Source organism: Pseudomonas sp. BC42 (genome assembly GCF_021560055.1).
GTDB lineage: Bacteria > Pseudomonadota > Gammaproteobacteria > Pseudomonadales > Pseudomonadaceae > Aquipseudomonas.
The window spans coordinates 3842014-3860914 of sequence record NZ_CP091067.1 but is presented as its reverse complement, the minus strand read 5'-3'; the positions used below and the strand labels follow the sequence as shown (position 1 = coordinate 3860914).

General features: G+C 65.3%; 15 protein-coding genes. 6 read left to right on the top strand and 9 right to left on the bottom strand.

Translation table 11 applies throughout. From position 1 onward, the window contains the following. Positions 1-293: 293 nt before the first annotated feature. The 5 genes from L1O02_RS17125 to L1O02_RS17105 form a co-directional block, all read right to left on the bottom strand. Complete coding sequence (locus L1O02_RS17125) at positions 294-1013, bottom strand: anti-sigma factor (RefSeq protein ID WP_060839034.1); 720 nt, start codon at positions 1011-1013, stop codon at positions 294-296. Continuing rightward, positions 1010-1567: a sigma-70 family RNA polymerase sigma factor gene (locus L1O02_RS17120; RefSeq protein ID WP_108543401.1), complete on the bottom strand. Its 558-nt coding sequence runs from the start codon at positions 1565-1567 to the stop codon at positions 1010-1012. Before L1O02_RS17120 ends, L1O02_RS17125 begins: the two co-directional genes overlap by 4 nt. A 107-nt stretch (positions 1568-1674) precedes the next feature. Then, positions 1675-2214 (bottom strand): DUF3455 domain-containing protein, encoded by a 540-nt coding sequence (locus tag L1O02_RS17115; RefSeq protein WP_108543403.1) that lies wholly within the window; start codon positions 2212-2214, stop codon positions 1675-1677. Between the two features lie 113 nt (positions 2215-2327). After that, positions 2328-2873: a GNAT family N-acetyltransferase gene (locus L1O02_RS17110; RefSeq protein WP_108543405.1), complete on the bottom strand. Its 546-nt coding sequence runs from the start codon at positions 2871-2873 to the stop codon at positions 2328-2330. A 182-nt stretch (positions 2874-3055) separates the two neighbouring features. Further along, a complete protein-coding gene (locus L1O02_RS17105) occupies positions 3056-3529 on the bottom strand; it encodes a GNAT family N-acetyltransferase (RefSeq protein ID WP_060839038.1) in 474 nt (157 codons plus the stop codon). Between the two features lie 232 nt (positions 3530-3761). On the opposite strand from L1O02_RS17105, the gene L1O02_RS17100 reads away from it, so the two are divergent. The 6 genes from L1O02_RS17100 (at position 3762) to L1O02_RS17075 (ending at position 13869) form a co-directional block, all read left to right on the top strand. After that, positions 3762-5453, top strand: a complete 1692-nt coding sequence (locus L1O02_RS17100) for an EAL domain-containing response regulator (RefSeq protein WP_108543407.1) — start codon at positions 3762-3764, stop codon at positions 5451-5453. A 52-nt stretch (positions 5454-5505) separates the two neighbouring features. Further along, positions 5506-9954: a PAS domain S-box protein gene (locus L1O02_RS17095; protein WP_235758345.1), complete on the top strand. Its 4449-nt coding sequence runs from the start codon at positions 5506-5508 to the stop codon at positions 9952-9954. A 279-nt stretch (positions 9955-10233) separates the two neighbouring features. Next, positions 10234-11799 (top strand): PAS domain-containing methyl-accepting chemotaxis protein, encoded by a 1566-nt coding sequence (locus tag L1O02_RS17090; protein WP_108543411.1) that lies wholly within the window; start codon positions 10234-10236, stop codon positions 11797-11799. A gap of 69 nt (positions 11800-11868) precedes the next feature. After that, positions 11869-12801 carry a chemotaxis protein CheV gene (locus L1O02_RS17085; protein WP_060839042.1) on the top strand — a complete coding sequence of 311 codons (933 nt, stop codon included), beginning with the start codon at positions 11869-11871 and terminating at the stop codon, positions 12799-12801. Positions 12802-12862: 61 nt separating this feature from the next. Further along, the gene (locus L1O02_RS17080; protein ID WP_060839043.1) at positions 12863-13192 is read left to right on the top strand and encodes a DUF6388 family protein; all 330 of its coding nucleotides are present in this window, start codon (positions 12863-12865) and stop codon (positions 13190-13192) included. A 92-nt stretch (positions 13193-13284) separates the two neighbouring features. Then, positions 13285-13869 (top strand): LysE family translocator, encoded by a 585-nt coding sequence (locus L1O02_RS17075; RefSeq protein ID WP_060839044.1) that lies wholly within the window; start codon positions 13285-13287, stop codon positions 13867-13869. On the opposite strand, the gene L1O02_RS17070 is transcribed toward L1O02_RS17075, so the two are convergent. From L1O02_RS17070 to L1O02_RS17055, 4 genes are all read right to left on the bottom strand, one after another. Beyond that, entirely contained in the window at positions 13866-14699 is an 834-nt protein-coding gene (locus tag L1O02_RS17070; protein ID WP_060839045.1) for an AraC family transcriptional regulator, read from the bottom strand. The genes L1O02_RS17075 and L1O02_RS17070 overlap by 4 nt on opposite strands. A gap of 36 nt (positions 14700-14735) precedes the next feature. Continuing rightward, complete coding sequence (locus tag L1O02_RS17065) at positions 14736-15239, bottom strand: VOC family protein (protein ID WP_060841934.1); 504 nt, start codon at positions 15237-15239, stop codon at positions 14736-14738. A gap of 83 nt (positions 15240-15322) precedes the next feature. After that, on the bottom strand, positions 15323-17803 hold the full coding sequence (locus tag L1O02_RS17060; protein ID WP_235758343.1) for a TonB-dependent receptor: 2481 nt from the start codon (positions 17801-17803) through the stop codon (positions 15323-15325). A 114-nt stretch (positions 17804-17917) separates the two neighbouring features. Further along, positions 17918-18895, bottom strand: a complete 978-nt coding sequence (locus tag L1O02_RS17055) for a FecR domain-containing protein (RefSeq protein ID WP_060839047.1) — start codon at positions 18893-18895, stop codon at positions 17918-17920. Between the last annotated feature and the right edge of the window lie 6 nt (positions 18896-18901).

The following is an 18901-nucleotide window of genomic DNA, read 5'->3' as shown; positions in this document are numbered from 1 at the left end:
AAGCAGGGGGGAGGTCCGTCGCGCTTGATGTCCTGTCAGCTCATCTGACGGGACACAGCGCCCCGGTCACATGAGCGACTGTTTCTTCGATTTAGAGTTGCAAGCCACCCAGGCTCCGGCCTTGGCCAGCAGGCCAATGGCGCGAGAATCGAGGGTCGGGGCTTGGGACATGGTTCGGCAGACTCTGAAATCAGGTGCACAGTTGTAAAAGCCGGCGCGGGCTTTGTCAATCCTCGAACCCGACTCGCTTGCCAGGGTGTGGCCACGCCGGGGCGAGACGGGATTGACCCTGGCTACAGGGTTTTTACCGCGCGCCCAATGAACTGCACCGGGCCGCTGGGCCTGCCTAGCGCCGAGCCTTGGCGGTCCTCCAGGGTCAATTCGAACAACTGATTGGTTTGCAGGGGCGGCAGGTGATCAAGCGGCACACGCAGCGGCTGGCCGGGCTTGACCAGTCCTAGAGACACCGGACCCTGCCAATCGTCGGCCTTGGTCCAGAACTCCAGGGCCTTGTCCGCCGGAACCTCGATGCTGCCCAGTGGAATCAACTGCAACTCCCGGGTGTCATTGGCCTGCACCACCCAACCGGGTGATTTGTCCTGAGGGGCGACCAGCACCACCAGGTAACCGGGCGGGGCAGGGGGGCGCAGCATCAGCAGGCTGGCCAACAGGACACTGGCGGCCAGGCCGGCAGCGGCCAGTCCGCGCCACAGCGCCAGGGAGTTGAAGCGCCCGGGGTTGCCGGAAGCCGAAACCGGCCCAGGTTCAGCCAGTTGCTCCAGGCTGCGTTCTATACGCCGCCAGAGCCGGGGCGACGGCGTGACGGGAGCGGCCAAAGCGGTGAGTGGATGCAGGCGTTGTTCCCAGCTGTGCACGGCGTTACGCAAGGCGGGCTCATGGGGCAGGCGCTGTTCGAGCAGGCGCCGTTGTTCGGCGTCCAGGGTGCCCAGGACATATTCACTGGCCAGGGCCTGGAGCGCGGGATCGCTGTCGTCCCGTGGCGCGATCTTCATCCCAGGCACTCCCGTAAAGCACTGAGGCTGCGTTTGATCCAGGCTTTGACCGTCCCTAGCGGGGTGGCCATCCTGGCGGCAATCTCCCCGTGTGAATAACCGTCCACATAGGCCTGCAGGAGACACTCGCGGCGTTGCGAGGGCAGTTGCCCCAGGCAATGCTCAAGACGTCCGGCATCAGCCAGCGCGGTGGCTGGCGCCGTGTTCATGGCCAGCACATCAAGGGCTTGGGGGTATTCGGGATAGGGTTCATCAATGGGCACCTCACGGCCATGGCGCCGCAGGAAATTCAGCGCCAGATGCCGGGTGATGCTGAACATCCAGCCGCGGGCACTGCCCCGTTCCGGGTCGAAACCGCTTGCGCCTTGCCAGATTCGAATGAAGGCGTCGTGCAGGATGTCTTCAGCCAGGGCCGTGTCGCGTACCAGGCGTCTGGCGACGCCAAGCAGGCGTGGCCCTTCCTCGTGATAGAGGGCCTCCAGGGCCTGGCGCTCGCCTCGGGCACAAGCGGCGATACAGCCTGCGTGGTCAAACAGGGATTCGGGTAGAGACAAGGGCGTTTACCTGCGACAGATGACAGCCACCGCCACCCTGGCGGCGCGGTGGCTGTCAGCAGCGTAGACCAGTTGCCGGTGCCGGTACTGGTATCTTGCGGGGCGAGTCAGCGGGCCGCCCAGAAGATGTAGTCCGCCTGGTATTTCACTGTTTCGCGGGTGCCCTTGTTGGCTGCGGTGCAAGCGCTGCCGGGGGCCACGCCGCCCTTGAGGGCCACTCGCTGAATGTAGCTGACGCCACTCATCAGCCCCTTGCCTTCGGCCGGATTGGCCTTGACCAGTTGATAGGGCAGGTTGCCGGGGCTGGACGGCGCCACGGCGACCTGGGTCCCGGTGATCTTCGAACCGTCCTTGGCCTGCCAGGTGGCCGGTGGGCCGAAGTAGTCACCCAGCACTTTGCCGCCGCGATCGCTGAGCACCGCCTTGGGACCGACGAAGAACCACTCGGTCTCGCCCGGTGCGTTGGCCTTGTCCCGGCATTCGTAGGTGATTTCACCGGTGCCCACGGTTTCCAGGGCAACTTTGTGGCCCTCTGGCACCTTGATGCTGTCGGGCAATGCGCTCTGCGCCTGGGCGGCGGGCAGGGCGCCGAGGCAGGCGATGGTCAGGGTTGCGCTGAGGCAGAGAAGACGTTGTCTGGCGTGCATGGTGGCTCTCCATTGGGGATCGGTTTGGCAGTTTTCAGGACTGCTATGGGTACTACCCCTGAGCGACGTATCTGGATGCAGCGCCGAGAAAAAATATTCAGTGCAGCGGCATATCATCCGCTGCGGATCATCCGGTGATCCTCGGCGTTGAGCCGGTACAGCAGGCTCGGTGGCTGCCCGGGAAAATCCTCCAGCTCGCCGTCCAGCGTCATCCCCAGGCGTTCCAGGGCCCGCCGGGACGGCAGGTTGTCGGGCCGCACCAAGCCGGTGACCCGGGGCGCCAGCAGTTCGCCGAAGGCCAGTTGCAGGGCCGCCTGGGCCATCTCGTTGGCGAAACCCTGGCCCCAGGCTTGGGGGGTGAAGCGAAAGTACAGGTTCAGCCCGGCCTCCTGCCCGAAGTGCGCCCGCATGAGCCCGCCAAAGCCGATGAGCTGTTGCGGAGCGTCCAGCCGGGCGATGGCCCAGTAGCCAAAGCCGTACTGCTGCCAATGGGCAATCCAGCTGTGCAGCCGGTCGCTGGTGGCTTCGGCGCTGTCGGGGCCGCTGGGGTTGAAGCGGTGGGTCTGCGGGTCGCCGTGGATGGCGCAGGCCTGCGGCAGGTCGGCCAGGGTCGGTGGACGTAACAGCAGGCGTGTGGTGCGGGTGGTGGACGACAACATGGGCGAGGCTCTGTGCTTCAGATGAGATGGAGCGCCGGGTGGCAGGTGGTGGTCAGGCCTGTGCGGGTGGTCCCGGAGAAGGTAGGCGATCGGCGCGGACGTTGCCAATGTCGTCAGGGTGCGGTGCAGGAAGCCGCGCGCCGGCGCAGCCTGGGCAACCCGGCGCGGGTGCCGGTGCAGCGTCAGCCCGGCCAACGGTACAGGCTGGCGGGATAGCCCTGGGCGACGATCGAGGTCGGGGTTTGCCCCGCCAGCATGGCCTGCCAGAAATCCCGGGCGGGCAGGTTGGCCTCGAAGTGCATCACCTGCCAGGGTCCCTTGTGCTGCTCGAACAGCTGTTGCGCCACCTGCCGGCCGACGCCCAGGCGCCGGAACCGTCGGGCAATGAACAGGTAGCCGAGATTGTGGCGGGCATCGCTGTCGCAGCGTTGCTGGTCGACGACGGCAAAGCCCGCCAGCTCTCCCGCCACCAGGATCAGCCAGGGATGGGTGGCCGGGTGGCGCCAATAGTCGTCCAGGGACTGCAGGGCATACAGCCCCTGGGCCGCCAGTTTGATGGGCAGCCACCGGCTCAGCTCATAGAGATAGAACTGCATGAGGTTTTCCAGGCAGGGCCAGTCGTCGCGAGCGGCCGGGCGCAGTTCGAGGTGTTCCATCAACGGTCACTCCAGCTCCGGTCGGTCCGGGGCATTGTGGGACGCCGGCAGCGCCGGGGTCCGGGGCGTGGACAGGGTATGTGCAACTGCGTCCCATTGGCTTGAACCGTTAAAAATGCTGGCTTGCAGGCCTATACCAAGGTAGTGGCATTGTGCTCATGGATCTTGGTCTAGGATTCTCTGGCCGGGGGAGGATATTCATCTCGGAGAATCGGGCAGAGGGACCAGCGCGATGCTCAATCACAAGCCGATCATTCTGATCGTGGACGATCAGGTCAATGACCTGCGGATACTCGGTCAGGCGCTTCAGGACCTGGGCGAGGTCTATGTCGCCACCCAGGGGAGCCAGGCCCTGGAAGTGGCCCGCCAATGCCACCCGGACATTGTCCTGCTGGACATCGAAATGCCCGACATGGACGGCTACTCGGTGTGCGAGCTGATCAAGTCCGACCCGCGGCTGTGCCAGGCCTCGGTGATCTTCGTCACCTCGCACCGCCAGACCGAGCACGAATTGCGCGCATTGCGCCTGGGCGGCGCCGATTTTCTGCAAAAACCGATCAATGTGCCCATTGCCCGGGCGCGGGTCGAAGCCCATATCAAGCTGGGCGAAGAGTCCCGGCGCCTGGCCAACTACGACCCCCTGACCCAGTTGCCCAACCGTCAATTGCTGCACGACCGCACGGAACAGGCCATTCGCCAGGCCGCCGCGGGCCAGGGGCTGGTCGGCTTGCTGTCGATCGATATCGACCACTTCAAGGTCATCAATGACACCAGCAGCCATCGCGAAGGCGACGCGGTGCTGCAGGAAATCGCCCTGCGCCTGCGCCATTGCTGCCGCCTGACCGACACCCTGAGCCGCCAGGGCGGCGATGAGTTCATGCTGTTGGTGCCCGAGCTGAACACCGTGGACGACTTGAGCGAATGCGCCGAGCGGGTCATGCAGACCATCGCCCAGCCGCTGGTGATCGGCCCGTCGCGCTATGACCTGACCGCCAGCATCGGCATCAGTGTCTATCCCGATGACAGCCTGGACGCCGAGTCCCTGCTGCAGCACGCCGACGCCGCAGCGCATCAGGCCAAGCAGGCGGGGCGCGGGCAGTACCGCTTCTTCGACCACCCGACCCATCAGCGGGTCCGTGCCCGGCATCAGTTGGAACAGGAGATGCGCACCGCGCTGGAGCAGGAGCGCTTCGAGGTGTTCTATCAGGCCAAGGTCGATCTGCGCCTGCAGCGGGTGGTCGGCGTCGAAGCCCTGCTGCGTTTGCGCGACGAGCACGGCAGGATGATCTCTCCCGCCGAGTTCATTCCCCTGGCCGAGGATTGCGGGCTGATCGTGCCCCTGGGGCGCTGGGTGTTGCGCCAGGCGTGTCGGGCGATCCGCCAATGGAACGAACAGGGGCATGCCATCAGCGTCAGCGTGAACATCTCGCCGCTGCAGTTTTCCGATCCGCAGTTTCTCGATCTGGTCAAGCAGGCGCTCGCGGAAAGCGCCATCGAACCCCGGACCCTGGAACTGGAAATCACCGAAGGGGTGCTGGCGCTGGTGGACGGCGAGCACAGCTGCGACTTGCTCAGCGACCTGAAGGCCCTGGGGGTGAGCATCGCCATCGATGATTTCGGCACGGGCTATTCCAGCCTGGCCTACCTCAAGCGCTTGCCCATCGATGTGCTGAAGATCGACCAGAGTTTCGTGCGGGACATGGTCAGCGATCCCAGTGACGGGGCCATTACCCGGGCCATCATCCAGCTGGGGCTGGCCCTGGGCCTGCAGCTGGTCGCCGAGGGCGTGGAGACCGAGGAACAGGCCCGGGCCCTGTCCGCCCAGGGCTGCCACGTGATGCAGGGCTTTCTGTACTGCCGTCCGCTGTCGTACCCCAACATGAGTGAGTACCTGGCCGCGGGCCGCCTGCCGGCGCTGCCCTGAACCCTGCCGGCCCCGACGAGGATCGCCCGTGAAGCCTGGACGCACTGTTCAAATGGGATTTGTCTACCTGGCGCTGATCAGTGTCCTGGGTAGCAGCGCCACCGCCGCGGTTTACTGGCTGGTGGCACGGGTCAACGCCCATCAGCTGGAACAGGCGGTGTCGCGGGCCGCCGAGGACGCCGCGCACCATGTGCTGGAGCGCATGACCTTGTATCAGTACGGCTTGCGCGGCGCCCGCGGGGTGATTGTCACGGCCGGTGCAGATGGCGTGAGCCGGGAGATCTTCTATCGCTATAGCCAGGGTCGGGACCTGCACAGGGAGTTTTTCGGCGCCCACGGTTTCGGCTTTGTCCGGCGTGTGCCCGAGGCGCAGGAGAGCTCGTTCCTGGCCGCGGCGCAACTCGACGGCGCGCCAGGCTTTCACCTGCAGCAATGGCAGCCCCACCACGGTGATCGTTACGTGGTGCAGTACATCGAACCGCTGGCGCCGAACCAGTCGGCCCTGGGCCTGGACCTGGCGTCGGAGCCGGTGCGCCGGGCGGCCGCGGTGGCCGCGATGCGCAGTGGCGAGCCGCGGCTGACCGGGCCCTTGTCGCTGCGCCAGGAGCCCGGCGTGGTGATGGGCTCGTTGCTGTTCCTGTTGCCGGTATACCGCAGCGCCGAAGTGCCGCCCTCGCCGCAGGAGCGTGAGGCCCAGCTCCTTGGCTGGACCTTTGCGCCCCTGGTGATGAACCAGGTGCTCAAGGATCTGTCGTTCGATCCTGCCAGCCAGCGCCTGGTGTTGCGCGACATCACCGATGACGCCGACGCCGGCAGTTTTTTTGCCAGCTCGACCCAGCCGTTGCAGGACACGCTGGCCTTGCGGACCCGTGAGGAACAGGTGTTCGGGCGGCGCTGGGCCTTCGAGTTCAGCGTGGGGCCGGGGTTCGTCGAGCCGCTGCATCAGACCTCGTTGGCCTGGGTCCTGTGGGTCGGTGGCCTGTTGACCCTGTTTCTCGTGGTGGTGGGCACCATCATCGCCCTGGGGGTCAACCGGCAGAACCGCTTGCGCCGTGACCAGACCCGGCTCGCGGCCATCGTCGAGAGCTCCACCGACGGCATCATCGGCAAGACCCTGGAAGGGCGCGTCACCAGCTGGAACCGCGGCGCCGAAGAGATTTTCGGCTATAGCGCCGAACAGGCGCGGGGGCGCTTGATCCTGGAACTGATCGTGCCGCCGGAGCTGGCGCAGGAAGAACAGCAGATCCTGCGCAAGCTGCGCAATGGCGAACGGGTGCACAGCTTCGATACCCAACGCCTGCGTCGGGACGGCAGCCGGGTGGAGGTATCGATCAACGCTTCGCCGATTCTCAATGAGCGCGGTCAGGTCATCGGCGCCTCGAAGACGGTCCGTGACATCACCGCGCAGAAAGCCGCCGAGGCGCGGATTCTGGAGCTCAACGCCAGCCTGGAGGACCAGGTGGCGGCGCGCACCGCCGAACTGGGGCAGATCAACCTGCTGCTCTCCAGCGTGCTGCGCTCGGCCTCGGAGGTGGCGATCATCGCCACCGACCGCGACGGCATCATCCGTGTGTTCAATCGCGGCGCCGAGCGCCTGTCGGGCTACCTGGCCGAGGAGCTGGTGGGGCTGCACACCCCGGAGGTGATCCACCTGCCGGAAGAGGTCCGCCAGCGCGGCATCGAACTCAGTGCCCAGCATCAGCGTCCCATCGAAGGCTTTCGTGTGTTCGTCCAGCAGTCGGAAACCGAAGGGGCGCAAACCCGCGAATGGACCATGGTGCGCAAGGACGGTTCGCACTTCGCCGCGACCCTGGTGGTCAGTGCCTTGCGTGATGAAGGCGGGCAACTGACCGGCTACCTGGGCATCGCCGTGGACATCACCGAGCGCAAGGCCGCGGAAAAGACCCTGGCTGCCGCCCGCGACCAACTGTTGATGGCCGCCGAAGTGGCCAGGCTGGGGATCTGGTCCTGGAACCTGGATGACCACTCGCTGGACTGGAACGAGCGCATGTTCGAGCTCTACGAGCAGCCGCTGGAACTGCGGGGCAACGGTTTGAACTATGAGCACTGGCTGGCCCGGGTGCACCCGGAGGACCGGGAGCTGACCCAACGCAAGCTGGAAGAGGCGGTGGCGGGCCAGGGTATCTACGATCCGATCTTTCGCGTGGTCAGTCCCGGCGGGCAGGTGCGTTTCATCCAGTCCGGGGCCTATGTGGAGCGCAACGCCGATGGCAAGGCGCTGCGGGTGACCGGGATCAACCTGGACATCACCGCCCAGCGCGAACTGCAGTCCCAGTTGCTCTACGCCAAGGAGCAGGCGGATGCCGCGAGCCAGGCCAAGTCTTCGTTCCTGGCCAACATGAGCCATGAGATCCGTACGCCGATGAACGCCGTGCTGGGCATGCTGCAACTGCTGCAGCTGGCCGGCCTGGAGCCGCGCCAGCTGGACTACGCGACCAAGGCGCAGACCGCCGCCAAGTCGCTGCTGGGGCTGCTCAACGACATTCTCGACTACTCGAAGATCGAGGCCGGCAAGTTGCAGCTGGAGGAACACGCCTTCGACCTCGACCAGCTGCTGCGCGATCTGGCGGTGGTGCTGGCCGGCAACCAGGGCGTGGGCGATATCGAGCTGATCTTCGATCTCGACCCGCAGTTGCCGCTGAACCTGGTGGGCGACAGCCTGCGCCTGCAGCAGGTGCTGATCAACCTGGCGGGCAATGCCCTGAAGTTCACCGCCCAGGGCCAGGTGGTGGTGGCCCTGAAGCTGCTTGAACAGCGCGAGCACAGCGTGCGTTTGCAAGTGGCGGTGAGTGACAGCGGCATAGGCATCAGCGCCGAACACCTGCAGGTGATTTTCGAAGGCTTCCATCAGGCCGAGGCCTCGACCACCCGGCGTTTTGGCGGCACCGGCCTGGGGCTGGCGATCTGCAAGCACCTGGTGCGGCTGATGGGCGGGCAGTTGCAGGTGCGCAGCGAGCTTGGCGCCGGCAGCTGTTTCAGCTTCGAACTGGAGCTGGGGCTGGACGGCGCCTGTGTCGCCGAAACCCTGCCCTTGGGCGGCAAGGCCCTGCGGGTACTGGTGGTGGATGACCACCCCCTGGCGCTGGCGCTGAATGTGCGCACCTTGCGCAACTTCGGCTGGAGCGTCGAACACGCCGCCAGCGGCGCTCAGGCCTTGCTCGTCGTGGATGCCGCCGCGGCCCGGGGCGAGGCGTTCGATCTGGTCCTGCTGGATTGGCTGATGCCGGGCATGGACGGCCTACACGCCGCCCAACTGATCAAGGACATGAGACTTGAAGCACCGCCGACAGTGGTGATGCTCAGTCACCACGATGCCACGGCGCTGCTGGTCCGGCTGGACTGCGCCGAGGCGCCCTTTGCCCACTACCTGAGCAAGCCCTTTACCCCCCGGCAACTGGCGCAGGCGCTGCTGGCCGAGCGCACTGCCGCCCTCGATGACCCGCCGGCCAAGACGCCCGTACGGCGCTCGACCCTCAGTGGCCTGCGGTTGCTGGTGGTGGAAGACAACGCCCTGAACCGGCAGATCGCCCGGGAACTGCTGACCCTGGAAGGGGCGCAGGTGCAGTTGGCCGACGGCGGGCTGCAGGGGGTGCAGATGGCCCTTGATGCCCAAGAGCCCTTTTCGGCGGTGCTGATGGACATCCAGATGCCTGATATCGATGGTTATGAGGCCACGCGGCGGATCCGCGCCGATGCGCGCTTTGCCCGCCTGCCGATCATTGCCATGACCGCCAATGCCTCCCAGGCCGACCGCCAGAGCTGCCTGGCCGCGGGCATGGATGACCACGTCGGCAAACCGATCAACCTACCGCAGTTGGTCAACAGCCTGTTGTTCTGGACCGGTGGTGCGGTGCGGGCCGCGCAGGTTGCCGAGCCCTCCACGGACACCGGCCTGCTCGAGGATCCGACGCTGATTCTCGAACGCTTCGGCGGGAACCGTGACTTGCTCAAGCAGGTGCTCGAGGGCTCGGAGGCCACGCTGGGAGAACTGCTCGAGCGGCTGCGCCAGAGTCTTGCCCAGGACAACGCCAAGGACGCCTGCTACCTGCTGCATACCCTCAAGGGCGCTGCCGGCAACCTCGGGGGACGCGGGTTCGCGCTCTACTGCGCAGAGCTGGAACAGCCCCTGCGAGACGGCGCGGCGCTGCAGCTGACCCTCACCGAGGGCCATCTGGATGAACTGCAACGGTTGCTGGCCAGCACGTTGGCGAGCTTGCAGGTGGAGTTCGGCCGTGCTTCACCGGAGATGGCCCGCGCCTCTCAAGACATTTTGCACCTGGCGCTTTTCCAGAGCGCCCTGCAGGAGATTCTGCCGCTGTTGCGGCAGAGCAACTTGCAGGCCCTGACGCTCACTGAAGCCCTGGCGCAACATGCGTTGCCGGTCGATAGAACGACGTTCGACGAGTTCGTGGCCCATGTTCAGCGGATGGAGTTTGTGCGGGCGCAAAGTGTTTTGGAAAGAATGCTTCTCAACAACTAGAAAGCTAGCTTTCTATTCTGGCTTCAATTGTTGATTTACATCAGAAAATCTTTGATTTTTTGCCCTCTAAGTTGAATGGCTTTATGAAATTTTCACACTTTTTTTGACGCCGGAATCTAGACTTGCCTCGACTGGATTGATAATGGCCATTTGCAATAATCCACTTGGCTCTGAAAAGTTCTGCAAGTCGGCAGAGGAAGTCTTCGAGTCATCGCAGGATGCGGAAATCTTTATTTGATACCGAATGGAAAATGAACACTTTCCTGCGAGGCTCTTTAGATGAGAAACAATCTTCCTGTGACCCAGCGCGAGCTGGTGTTTCCTGCAGAACAACGGCTGATTTCCGCCACTGATGTTCACGGCAAGATCACTTACTGCAATGACGAGTTTGTTGCGGTCAGTGGTTTCAGCCGCGAAGAACTGATCGGCAGCCCGCACAATATAGTGCGCCATCCGGACATGCCCGAAGCGGTGTTCGCGCACATGTGGTCCTACCTCAAGGACGGCAAGAGCTGGATGGGCATCGTCAAGAACCGCAGCAGCAACGGTGACCACTACTGGGTCAACGCCTACGTCACGCCGATCTTCAGCAAGGGCGTGATTGCCGGCTACGAGTCGGTGCGGGTCAAGCCCGAGCGCGAACAGGTGGAACGCGCCGGCGCACTGTATCAACGCATGCGCAGCGACAACCTGGCCTTGCCCTGGAGCTACCGGGTGGCCAGCGTCTGCGGCTTTGCCTTGCCGCCGCTGCTGGCCCTCGCGGCCACGGCCGGGGCCTATTGGTTGGGGGGCGCCTGGGCGGCACTGGGGGCGGCGGTTCCCGGTTATTTCGCGGTACAGGGGTATGCCTTCTATCGCGCGCGGCAGATGTTGCAGCGCATCAGCTCGGTGTCTCTGGGTAGTTTCGACAGCGAGCTGATCGCCCGTACCTACACCGACGAACACGGCCCGGTGGCCCAGTTGCAGATGATCCTGATCAGCGAATCGGCGAAAATCCGCACCGCCCTCAGCCGGCTTGGCGACTACGCCAACCAGGCGGCGTCCCTGGCATCCACCAGCCAGAGTCTGTCCAAGCAGGCGGAAACCGCCCTGGGCAAGCAGCGCGACGAAGCGGACATGGCGGCCACCGCGATGAACCAGATGGCCTCGTCGATTTCCGAGGTGTCGGTGCATATCCACGACACCGCCTCGGCCGCCGATCAGGTCAACAACCTGACCCAGGTGGGCTCCGAGGAAGCCCAGAAAACCCGGGTGGTGATCGAGAAGCTGGCGGACACCGTGGACGCGGTCAGCCAGTCCGTGGAGGGCCTGGCCGCGGAAACCCAGTCGATCCAGCAGGCGGCCAACATGATCCGCTCCATTGCCGAGCAGACCAATCTGCTGGCCCTCAACGCGGCGATCGAGGCCGCCCGGGCCGGTGAGCAGGGCCGCGGTTTCGCGGTGGTGGCCGACGAGGTCCGGGCCCTGGCCTCCAAGACCCAGGAGTCGACCCAGAGCATCCAGCGCATCATCGTCACCCTGCAGGAAGTGGCCACCCAGGCGGTGGAAGTGGCGCGCCAGGGCAGTGTCGAAGCGCGTTCCGGCGTAGCCCAGGTGATCAGCACCCAGGAAGCCCTGAATGGCATCAACTCGGCGGTGGAACGCATTCACCAGATGAGCCAGCAAATGGCCGCCGCTTCGGAGCAGCAGGCCCATGTCGCTGAGGAAATCTCCGAGCAGATCACCAAGATTGCCCGGGTTTCGGACCAGAACGCCGAGATTGCCGTGCATTCGTCCACCGTGGGCGGCGATCTGGAGTCTACCGCTCACGAACTGAACGCCTTGGTGACCCGTTTCAATAGTTGAACGCCAACAGCAGTCAGCAACTTTCATTTAATCGCCGATTGATCAACTAGATCAGGGCAGGGGGTTCATATGTCCAGTGTGATGGAAGCGGTGAATAGCCGTACTCAGTTGGCCGGGCAGAATCGTCTGGAACTATTGTTGTTTCGTTTTAATGAGTCACAGTTGTACGGCATCAACGTCTTTAAAGTCAGAGAAGTTCTCAAGTGCCCCAAGTTGAATGTACTGCCCATGTCACATTCGGTGGTGTGTGGCGTGGCCAATGTTCGCGGTGTATCCATTCCGATACTTGACCTGGCACTGGCCACCGGTTTGCCCGGAGTCGAGGATATCGACAACGCTTACGTGATCATTACCGAGTACAACAACAAGACCCAGGGTTTCCTCGTCAGTGCGGTGGAGCACATCGTCAACCTGAACTGGGAGGAAATTCACCCGCCACCCAAAGGCAGCGGCCTGGACAACTACCTGACGGCGGTGACCCGGGTCGGCGAGCGCATGGTGGAGATCATCGACGTGGAGAAGGTCCTGGCCGAGGTGTCGCCGGTCTGCGAGGACATCTCCCAGGGGGTGATCCCGCCGCAGACCCAGGTCGCTGCGGCCCATTGGCGGGTGCTGACGGTGGACGACTCGGCGGTGGCACGCAAGCAGGTGACCCGCTGCCTGGAGAGCGTCGGGGTGCAAGTGGTGTCGTTGAAGGACGGCCGCGAGGCGCTGGAGTACCTGCAGGCCCTGCTCGACGCGGGCAAGCGCCCGGACGAGGAGTTCCTGATGATGATCTCCGATATCGAAATGCCGGAAATGGACGGCTACACCCTCACCGCGCAAGTGCGCAACGACCCGCGCATGAGGCAACTCTACATCGTGCTCCATACCTCGCTGTCCGGGGCCTTCAACCAGGCCATGGTGAAGAAGGTCGGTGCCGATGATTTTCTCGCCAAGTTCCGCCCCGACGATCTGGCCGGGCGGGTGGTGGACCGGATCGCCAGCCTGACGCCGGCGTGAGCCGGCCCCCCGGGGCAGTGAGGCAGTGCCCGGGATTGACTTCATGGTGGGAGTGAGCGTCATGCAAATGTCTGAACTCGACTATCAGCAAGCCTTGCTGCGTTACCTCGCCGAACGTCCGGAGCTCGCGGCCCAGCTGGGGCTTGGCCCATCCTCGGGACGCCCCTGGCAACCCGGGGACTTGAGCGAGTTGCAGATCCAGCACGCCAGTCGGCTGTTTGACGAAGAAGCCCGCTTGCGCGGCATGGGCAACTGGGAGCTGGCGCTGTCGTTCATTGCCCGCACGCCCCAGGAACTGAAGCGGATGACCCTCGAGGCACATCGGGAAATCGCCGAGATGGTGGACATGGAGTGGGACCAGTATTGCCAGCTCAATCACTTGCACTGCTAGAGGCCGACGAGGGCAGTTTTCTTCAATACGCCGCGATCCTGGCTCCCTAATCTGGGCGGCGGTCAATCCGACCCAGATTGGAGAAACAAGACATGAGCCTGGTGTTTTCCATGGCGGCCTTTGCCCTGGCCGCTTCCATCACCCCGGGGCCGGTGAACATCGTCGCCCTCAGCAGCGGCGCGCGTTTTGGCTTGCGCAGCAGCATGCGCCATGTGACCGGAGCCACCTTGGGCTTCGTCGGGCTGCTGGTGCTGATCGGCCTGGGGCTGCACGAACTGCTGCGCCAATGGCCGATCCTGACCCAGGGCATTCGCCTGTTTGGCGTGGCCTTCCTGCTGTTCATGGCCTGGAAACTGGCCAGCGACGATGGCCGGCTCGACACCCAGGACCAGGCGCGGGCGCCTTCGGCCTGGTATGGCGCGCTGATGCAGTGGCTCAATCCCAAGGCCTGGCTGGCCTGCGTGGCCGGCATGGGGGCTTTTGCCGCCGACGGCGAGCTGCGCCAGGTGTGGCTGTTTACCGCGGTGTACCTGGTGATCTGCTACCTGTCGATTGCCTGCTGGGCCTATGTCGGCAGCTGCCTGCGCCACTACCTGAGTCATCCGCCGGGGGTGCGTCTGTTCAACCGCAGCATGGCGGCGTTGCTGGCTGCCAGCGCGGCTTATCTGCTGTTCTAGCGCTGGCCGCGGTACTGGCCGGGAGTGGCCGCCAGGTGCTGTTTGAAGGCGCGCTGGAAATGCGCCTGATCGGCAAAGCCGGCCTCCAGCGCCACCTCGGCGATCGGCGCGCCGCTGCGCAGGCGGGCCTGGGCGAACTGCACCCGCTGGTTCACCAGGTAGGCGTGGGGCGGCATGCCGAACTGCTGCTTGAAAGCGCGGATCAGGTAGGACGGTGACAGCTGCGCCGCCTGGCACAGGTCGTCCAGGCTCAGGGCCTGGGTGCAATGCCGGCGGATGTAGTCGGCGGCTTCCTGCAGTTTGCGGTTGTCGCCCCGGGGCGGCGCCTCGGCGGGGTTCAGGCGCTGCTGCAGGTCGCTGAAAAAGCTCACCACGGCGCTGTGCTTGAGCAGGGGCTCGGCCTCGGCGGCCACCAGGGTCCGGTACAGCTGCTCCAGCTCGGCGAACAGCTGCGGGTCGCGGCTGTGAGTCTCGCGAAACGGCCGAAAGCCCAGCTCGGCGCAAAAGCCCAGGTCGTGCTGCAGGGCGGTCAGCCAGGGCGTGTCGACATACAGCATGCGATAGGACCAGGGCTGATCGTCGATCGGGTTGCAGGCGTGCACCACCCCCGGGTTCATCAGCACCACGGTGCCGCGGCTGACCCGCCACTGCGAGTGGCCGCTGAGGTAAGTGCTGACACCCGCGGTGATGCTGCCGATGGAGAACTGTTGGTGGGCATGGCGGCTGTAGCAGACCTTGCGGCCATCGGCGATGGAGCGGGCTTCGATGAACGGCAGGGCAGGGTCGCGCCAGAACTGCGGTTCCTGGTCGGCGGTGAGGGCAGGCTTCATTGAGGTTGTCCGTCTGCGAAAGCTGGCGCGATTGTATTAGCTCTGGCCGTCGAAGGCGCGTTGCAGCGTCGCGATATCGAGTTTTTTCATCCCCAGCAGGGCCTGCATCACCCGTTGCGAACGGGCCGGGTCGGGGTCGCAGATCATCGGCGTGAGGCACTGCGGCACGATCTGCCAGGACAGCCCGAAGCGGTCCTTGAGCCAGCCGCAGCGCTGCGCCTGTGGCGGGCCGCCAAAACCCAGGGCGTTCCAGTAGTGATCCAGCTCGGCCTGGCTGCGGCAATGCACTTGCAGGGAGATGGCTTCGTTGAAGCAGAACAGCGGGCCACCGTTGAGGGCGGTGAAACCCTGGCCGTCGAGTTCGAACGCCACGCTCATCACCGAGCCCTCGGGGCGTCCGTGAATGTCGAAGCCGGCCTTGCCGTAGTGGCTGATGTGGGTGATGTGCGACTGTTCGAAGACCGAGCAGTAGAACTGTGCCGCCTCGTGTGCCTGGTGGTCGAACCACAGGCACGGAGTGATGGTCTGGATACGTGGCATGGTGTCGGTCCTCTGCGGGTTGATCACGCTGGCTCAAGCGTAGTCAACCCGCTGCCGCGCAGCGCGACCGTGGATCGGCGCGCTCAGAAGTCCCAGCGGGTCGCCAGTTGCAGGCTGCGTGGCTCGCCGTAGAAACCGGTGCCGAAGTTGCCGATACCGGTGTAGTACTTCTTGTCGAAGAGGTTCTTCACGTTCAGGGTCGAGCTCAGGTGCTGGCTGAACTGGTAGCGGGCCATGGCGTCCACCAGGAAGTAGCCGTCCTGGGTGATGCGCGAGTCATGCCCGCCGTTGACCGCGTCGCTCGGGTCGGGCTGGTAGACCTTGCCGAAGAATTGGCTCTGCCAGTTGACCCCGCCGCCCAGGGTCAGGCGGTCCCAGGCGCCGGGCAGGCGGTAGCTGCTGAACAGCCGCGCCACCTGCTGCGGCTCGGTGGTTTGCAGGACCGAGCCGTAGACGTAGTCGTGATTGGCGTCGCGGGTGTGGTTGTAGCTGTAGCCGGCGGACAGGTTCCAGCCGTCCAGCAGCTCGCCGGCCACCTCGACCTCGAAGCCCTTGGTGGTCGCGCCCTTGGTCGGGCGGTAGACGGCATCGGTGCCCCAGCCGTCCACCAGTTGCGCGACATTGTCCTGCTGCACATGAAACACCGCGAAGCTGGCATTGACCCGGCCGTCCAGGTATTCGGCCTTGATCCCGGCTTCGTAGCTGTCGCCCTGCACCGGGTCGAGGATCTTGCCGTCGGCGTCCTTGCTCATCTGCGGCTGATAGATGCTGGTGTAGCTGGTGTACAGCGAGTAGCGGTCGTTGAGGTCATAGACCAGCCCGGCATAGGGCGTGACCACTCCGGTCTGCTGGTAGCGCTGGCGCGCGTCGGCGCGGCCGGGCTCGAAGTAGCGGGTGTTGTCGATGCCCTTGAAGTCGCTGACCCGGGTGCCGAGGATCACCGCCAGGTCGTCGCTGGGCTTGAGCCGGGTGGCCAGGTAGGCACCGGTCTGGCGCTGGAGGATGTCGTTGTCGCCGATCTGCGGGATGTCCGGCTTGGCGAATTCGCCGCGCCACTGATAGATGCTGCCGCCCACCGGCGGGTACACCGAACCGTGGACCGGGATGTCTTGCTTGGCGTTCATCAGCATGAAGCCGGCGATCAGCTCGTGTTCGCGGCCCAGCAGGCTGAAGGGGCCGTGCAGGTTGATGTCGAGGTTGTCCTGGGTCTGCTCGCCCTTGAACTTGCCCATGTACATGAACATGCCGTCGCCGCTGGCCTGGTCCGGGTTGCCGCCGCTGGCCGAGCCCAGCAGGGTGTCGTGCTCGCGGCGCAGGTGGTCGTAGCTGACCTTGAGGGTCCAGTCATGGGCCAGTTGCTGTTCCAGGGAGGTGAACAGGGTCTGGTTCTTGAAGTCGCGACGGCTCCAGTCGGTGGCCGGGTTGAACGAGCGGGAAAAGTGTGTGCGCGAGCCGTTGCTGAAGTACATCGGGAAGCCGGTCCAGGTGGCGCCCCGGGAGCGGGTGTTCTGCTGGTCCAGGCCCACCGTCAGCAGGGTGTCGGGGGTCAGGTCGGCCTCCAGCACGCCGTAGGCGATGTCCTTGCTGTTCTGGTAGTGGTCCAGGTACGAGCTGCGGTCCTGGTAGACCCCGACGAAGCGCCCGCGCAGGTTGCCGGTCTCGGTCAGTGGCCCGGAGATATCGCCTTCGCTGCGGTAGTTGTCCCAGGAGCCGAGGGTGCCGGTGACCGAGGCCTTGAAGTCCTTGGTCGGCCGCTTGCGGATCAGGTTGACGGTGGCCGCGGGGTCGCCGGAGCCGGTCATCAGGCCGGTAGCGCCCTTGATGATTTCCACCCGGTCGAAGGTCGCCATGTCGGTGCTGGTGGTGCCGTAGTCGTAGACCCCGTCGTAGGTGACGTTGACCCCGTCGTACTGGAAGTTGGTGATCGGCAGGCCGCGGCTGGAAAACTCCCAGCGTTCGCTGTCGTAGTTCTGCACGCTGACCCCCGGGGCCCGGCGCAGGGCATCGGCGATGCTGTTGCTGCCCTGGTCGTCCAATTGCTGGCGGGTGATTACCGTCACCGATTGCGGGGTTTCCCGTAGCGACAGGTTGAGGCCGGTGGCCGAGGCGCTGGCCCCGGTGGTGTAGCTGCGGCTGTCCTCGGTGACGCTGCCCAGGCCCTGGGCGGACACCTGGGTGGTGCCCAGCTGCAACGGGCCGCTGGCGGTCGGCAGCGCTTGCAGCACATACCCGCCGCTGACGGCCTGGACTTGCAGGCCGCTGTCCTTGAGCAGCTGCTGCAGGGCTTGTTCGACGCTGTAGCGGCCCCGCAGCCCCGGGCTCTGCTTGCCGGCGGCGAGGTCGTTGTGCCCGGCGACAAAGACCGCGCTCTGTTCGGCGAAGCGATTGAGCACGCTGACCAGTGGGCCGGGGCCGATGTCGTAGCTCCGGCGCTGGCTGTCCGCCTGCTGGCTGGCGGGGTTTTCGGTGGCCTGGGCCCAGGGGGCGGGCAGGCACAGCAGGGCGCTGCACAGGGTCAGGGGACGCAGGGACGGGCGCAAGCGGGGACGGTTGGGGGTTGGCATGGAGTTCCCTTGTGGATCGGCAATGTGAGTGCTGTTACCCGGTTAACCGAACCAGACAGGCAAAAGGGAACCGCAACCTTAAAAAAATGTTCGCCGGATGTTCAGGCGCGGGGTTCAGGCCCGAGGCTCAAGGGTCACCCACCAGGCGGTCAGGCGCTGGACCCGCACCGGCAGGGCGGCTTCCAGCAGGGCCAGGGCCTGGTCGGAATCGTGCAAGGGGAAGGCGCCCATGACCGGCAAACGACCCAGGGCCGGGTCGCAGCCCAGATGCCCCGGGCGATAGCGCCCCAACTCTTCGAGCAGTTGCGCCAGGGGCAGGTTGTCGGCCAGCAGCAGCCCGCGACTCCAGGCTTCGCGAGCGGCGCTGGCGCCTTGCAGCGGACCCAGCGCGACGGCGTCGAAGGCCAGCTGCTGGCCGGCGTCGACCCGCTGCTGCCGGCCGCTCTTGGCGCTGTGCACTTGCACCGCGCCGGCGTAGACGTTGAGCAGGGTGCGGGCGCCCTCCCGGCGCACGCTGAAGCGCGTGCCCAGGGCCTGCAGCCGTCCGTGTTCGGTGTCCACCCGCAGCGGTCGCTGCGGATCCCTGGCGGTGTCGATGAGGATTTCGCCCTGGTGCAGTTGCAACAGTCGCTCCCGGGCGCTGTAGCGCACATCCAGCGCGCTCAGGGCATTGAGCCAGAGGTGGGTGCCGTCGCTGAGCCGGACCTCACGGATCTCCCCGGTGCCGGTGGCGTAGTCGGCTCGCCAGCGACCCAGAGCCTGGGGCAGCGGCGTACCGCGCCAGGTGCCCCAGCCCAGGCCGAGCAACAGCAAGGCGCCGAGCACCTGGCGTCGCCCCAGTGGCGCTCGCCGGCCACCGCGCAGGGCCTGGCCGGCGGCTTGCTGGGCGCCGGCCTCCTGCAGCGGCAGCAGGCACTGGCTGACCCGCTCGACGTAGCCCCAGGCCCGACGGTGTTCCGGGTGCTGTTCGAGCCAGGCCTGCCAGTGGCGGCGTTGTTCGTCGCTGACGGCCTCGTCCTGCAATTGCACGTACCAGTGTGCGGCCTGTTGCAGGCTGGCGTGGCTCAAGCGCTGGGCGCCGTGTTCGCTCATGGGTCT

Excerpts from the sequence above, each read along its gene's own strand:
- L1O02_RS17060 (WP_235758343.1), bottom strand. The coding sequence starts at position 17,803 with ATGCCAACCCCCAACCGTCCCCGCTTGCGCCCGTCCCTGCGTCCCCTG.
- L1O02_RS17095 (WP_235758345.1), top strand. The coding sequence starts at position 5,506 with ATGGGATTTGTCTACCTGGCGCTGATCAGTGTCCTGGGTAGCAGCGCC.
- L1O02_RS17105 (WP_060839038.1), bottom strand. The coding sequence starts at position 3,529 with ATGGAACACCTCGAACTGCGCCCGGCCGCTCGCGACGACTGGCCCTGC.
- L1O02_RS17110 (WP_108543405.1), bottom strand. The coding sequence starts at position 2,873 with ATGTTGTCGTCCACCACCCGCACCACACGCCTGCTGTTACGTCCACCG.
- L1O02_RS17125 (WP_060839034.1), bottom strand. The coding sequence starts at position 1,013 with ATGAAGATCGCGCCACGGGACGACAGCGATCCCGCGCTCCAGGCCCTG.
- L1O02_RS17080 (WP_060839043.1), top strand. The coding sequence starts at position 12,863 with ATGCAAATGTCTGAACTCGACTATCAGCAAGCCTTGCTGCGTTACCTC.
- L1O02_RS17065 (WP_060841934.1), bottom strand. The coding sequence starts at position 15,239 with ATGCCACGTATCCAGACCATCACTCCGTGCCTGTGGTTCGACCACCAG.
- L1O02_RS17100 (WP_108543407.1), top strand. The coding sequence starts at position 3,762 with ATGCTCAATCACAAGCCGATCATTCTGATCGTGGACGATCAGGTCAAT.
- L1O02_RS17085 (WP_060839042.1), top strand. The coding sequence starts at position 11,869 with ATGTCCAGTGTGATGGAAGCGGTGAATAGCCGTACTCAGTTGGCCGGG.
- L1O02_RS17075 (WP_060839044.1), top strand. The coding sequence starts at position 13,285 with ATGAGCCTGGTGTTTTCCATGGCGGCCTTTGCCCTGGCCGCTTCCATC.
- L1O02_RS17115 (WP_108543403.1), bottom strand. The coding sequence starts at position 2,214 with ATGCACGCCAGACAACGTCTTCTCTGCCTCAGCGCAACCCTGACCATC.
- L1O02_RS17070 (WP_060839045.1), bottom strand. The coding sequence starts at position 14,699 with ATGAAGCCTGCCCTCACCGCCGACCAGGAACCGCAGTTCTGGCGCGAC.
- L1O02_RS17090 (WP_108543411.1), top strand. The coding sequence starts at position 10,234 with ATGAGAAACAATCTTCCTGTGACCCAGCGCGAGCTGGTGTTTCCTGCA.
- L1O02_RS17055 (WP_060839047.1), bottom strand. The coding sequence starts at position 18,895 with ATGAGCGAACACGGCGCCCAGCGCTTGAGCCACGCCAGCCTGCAACAG.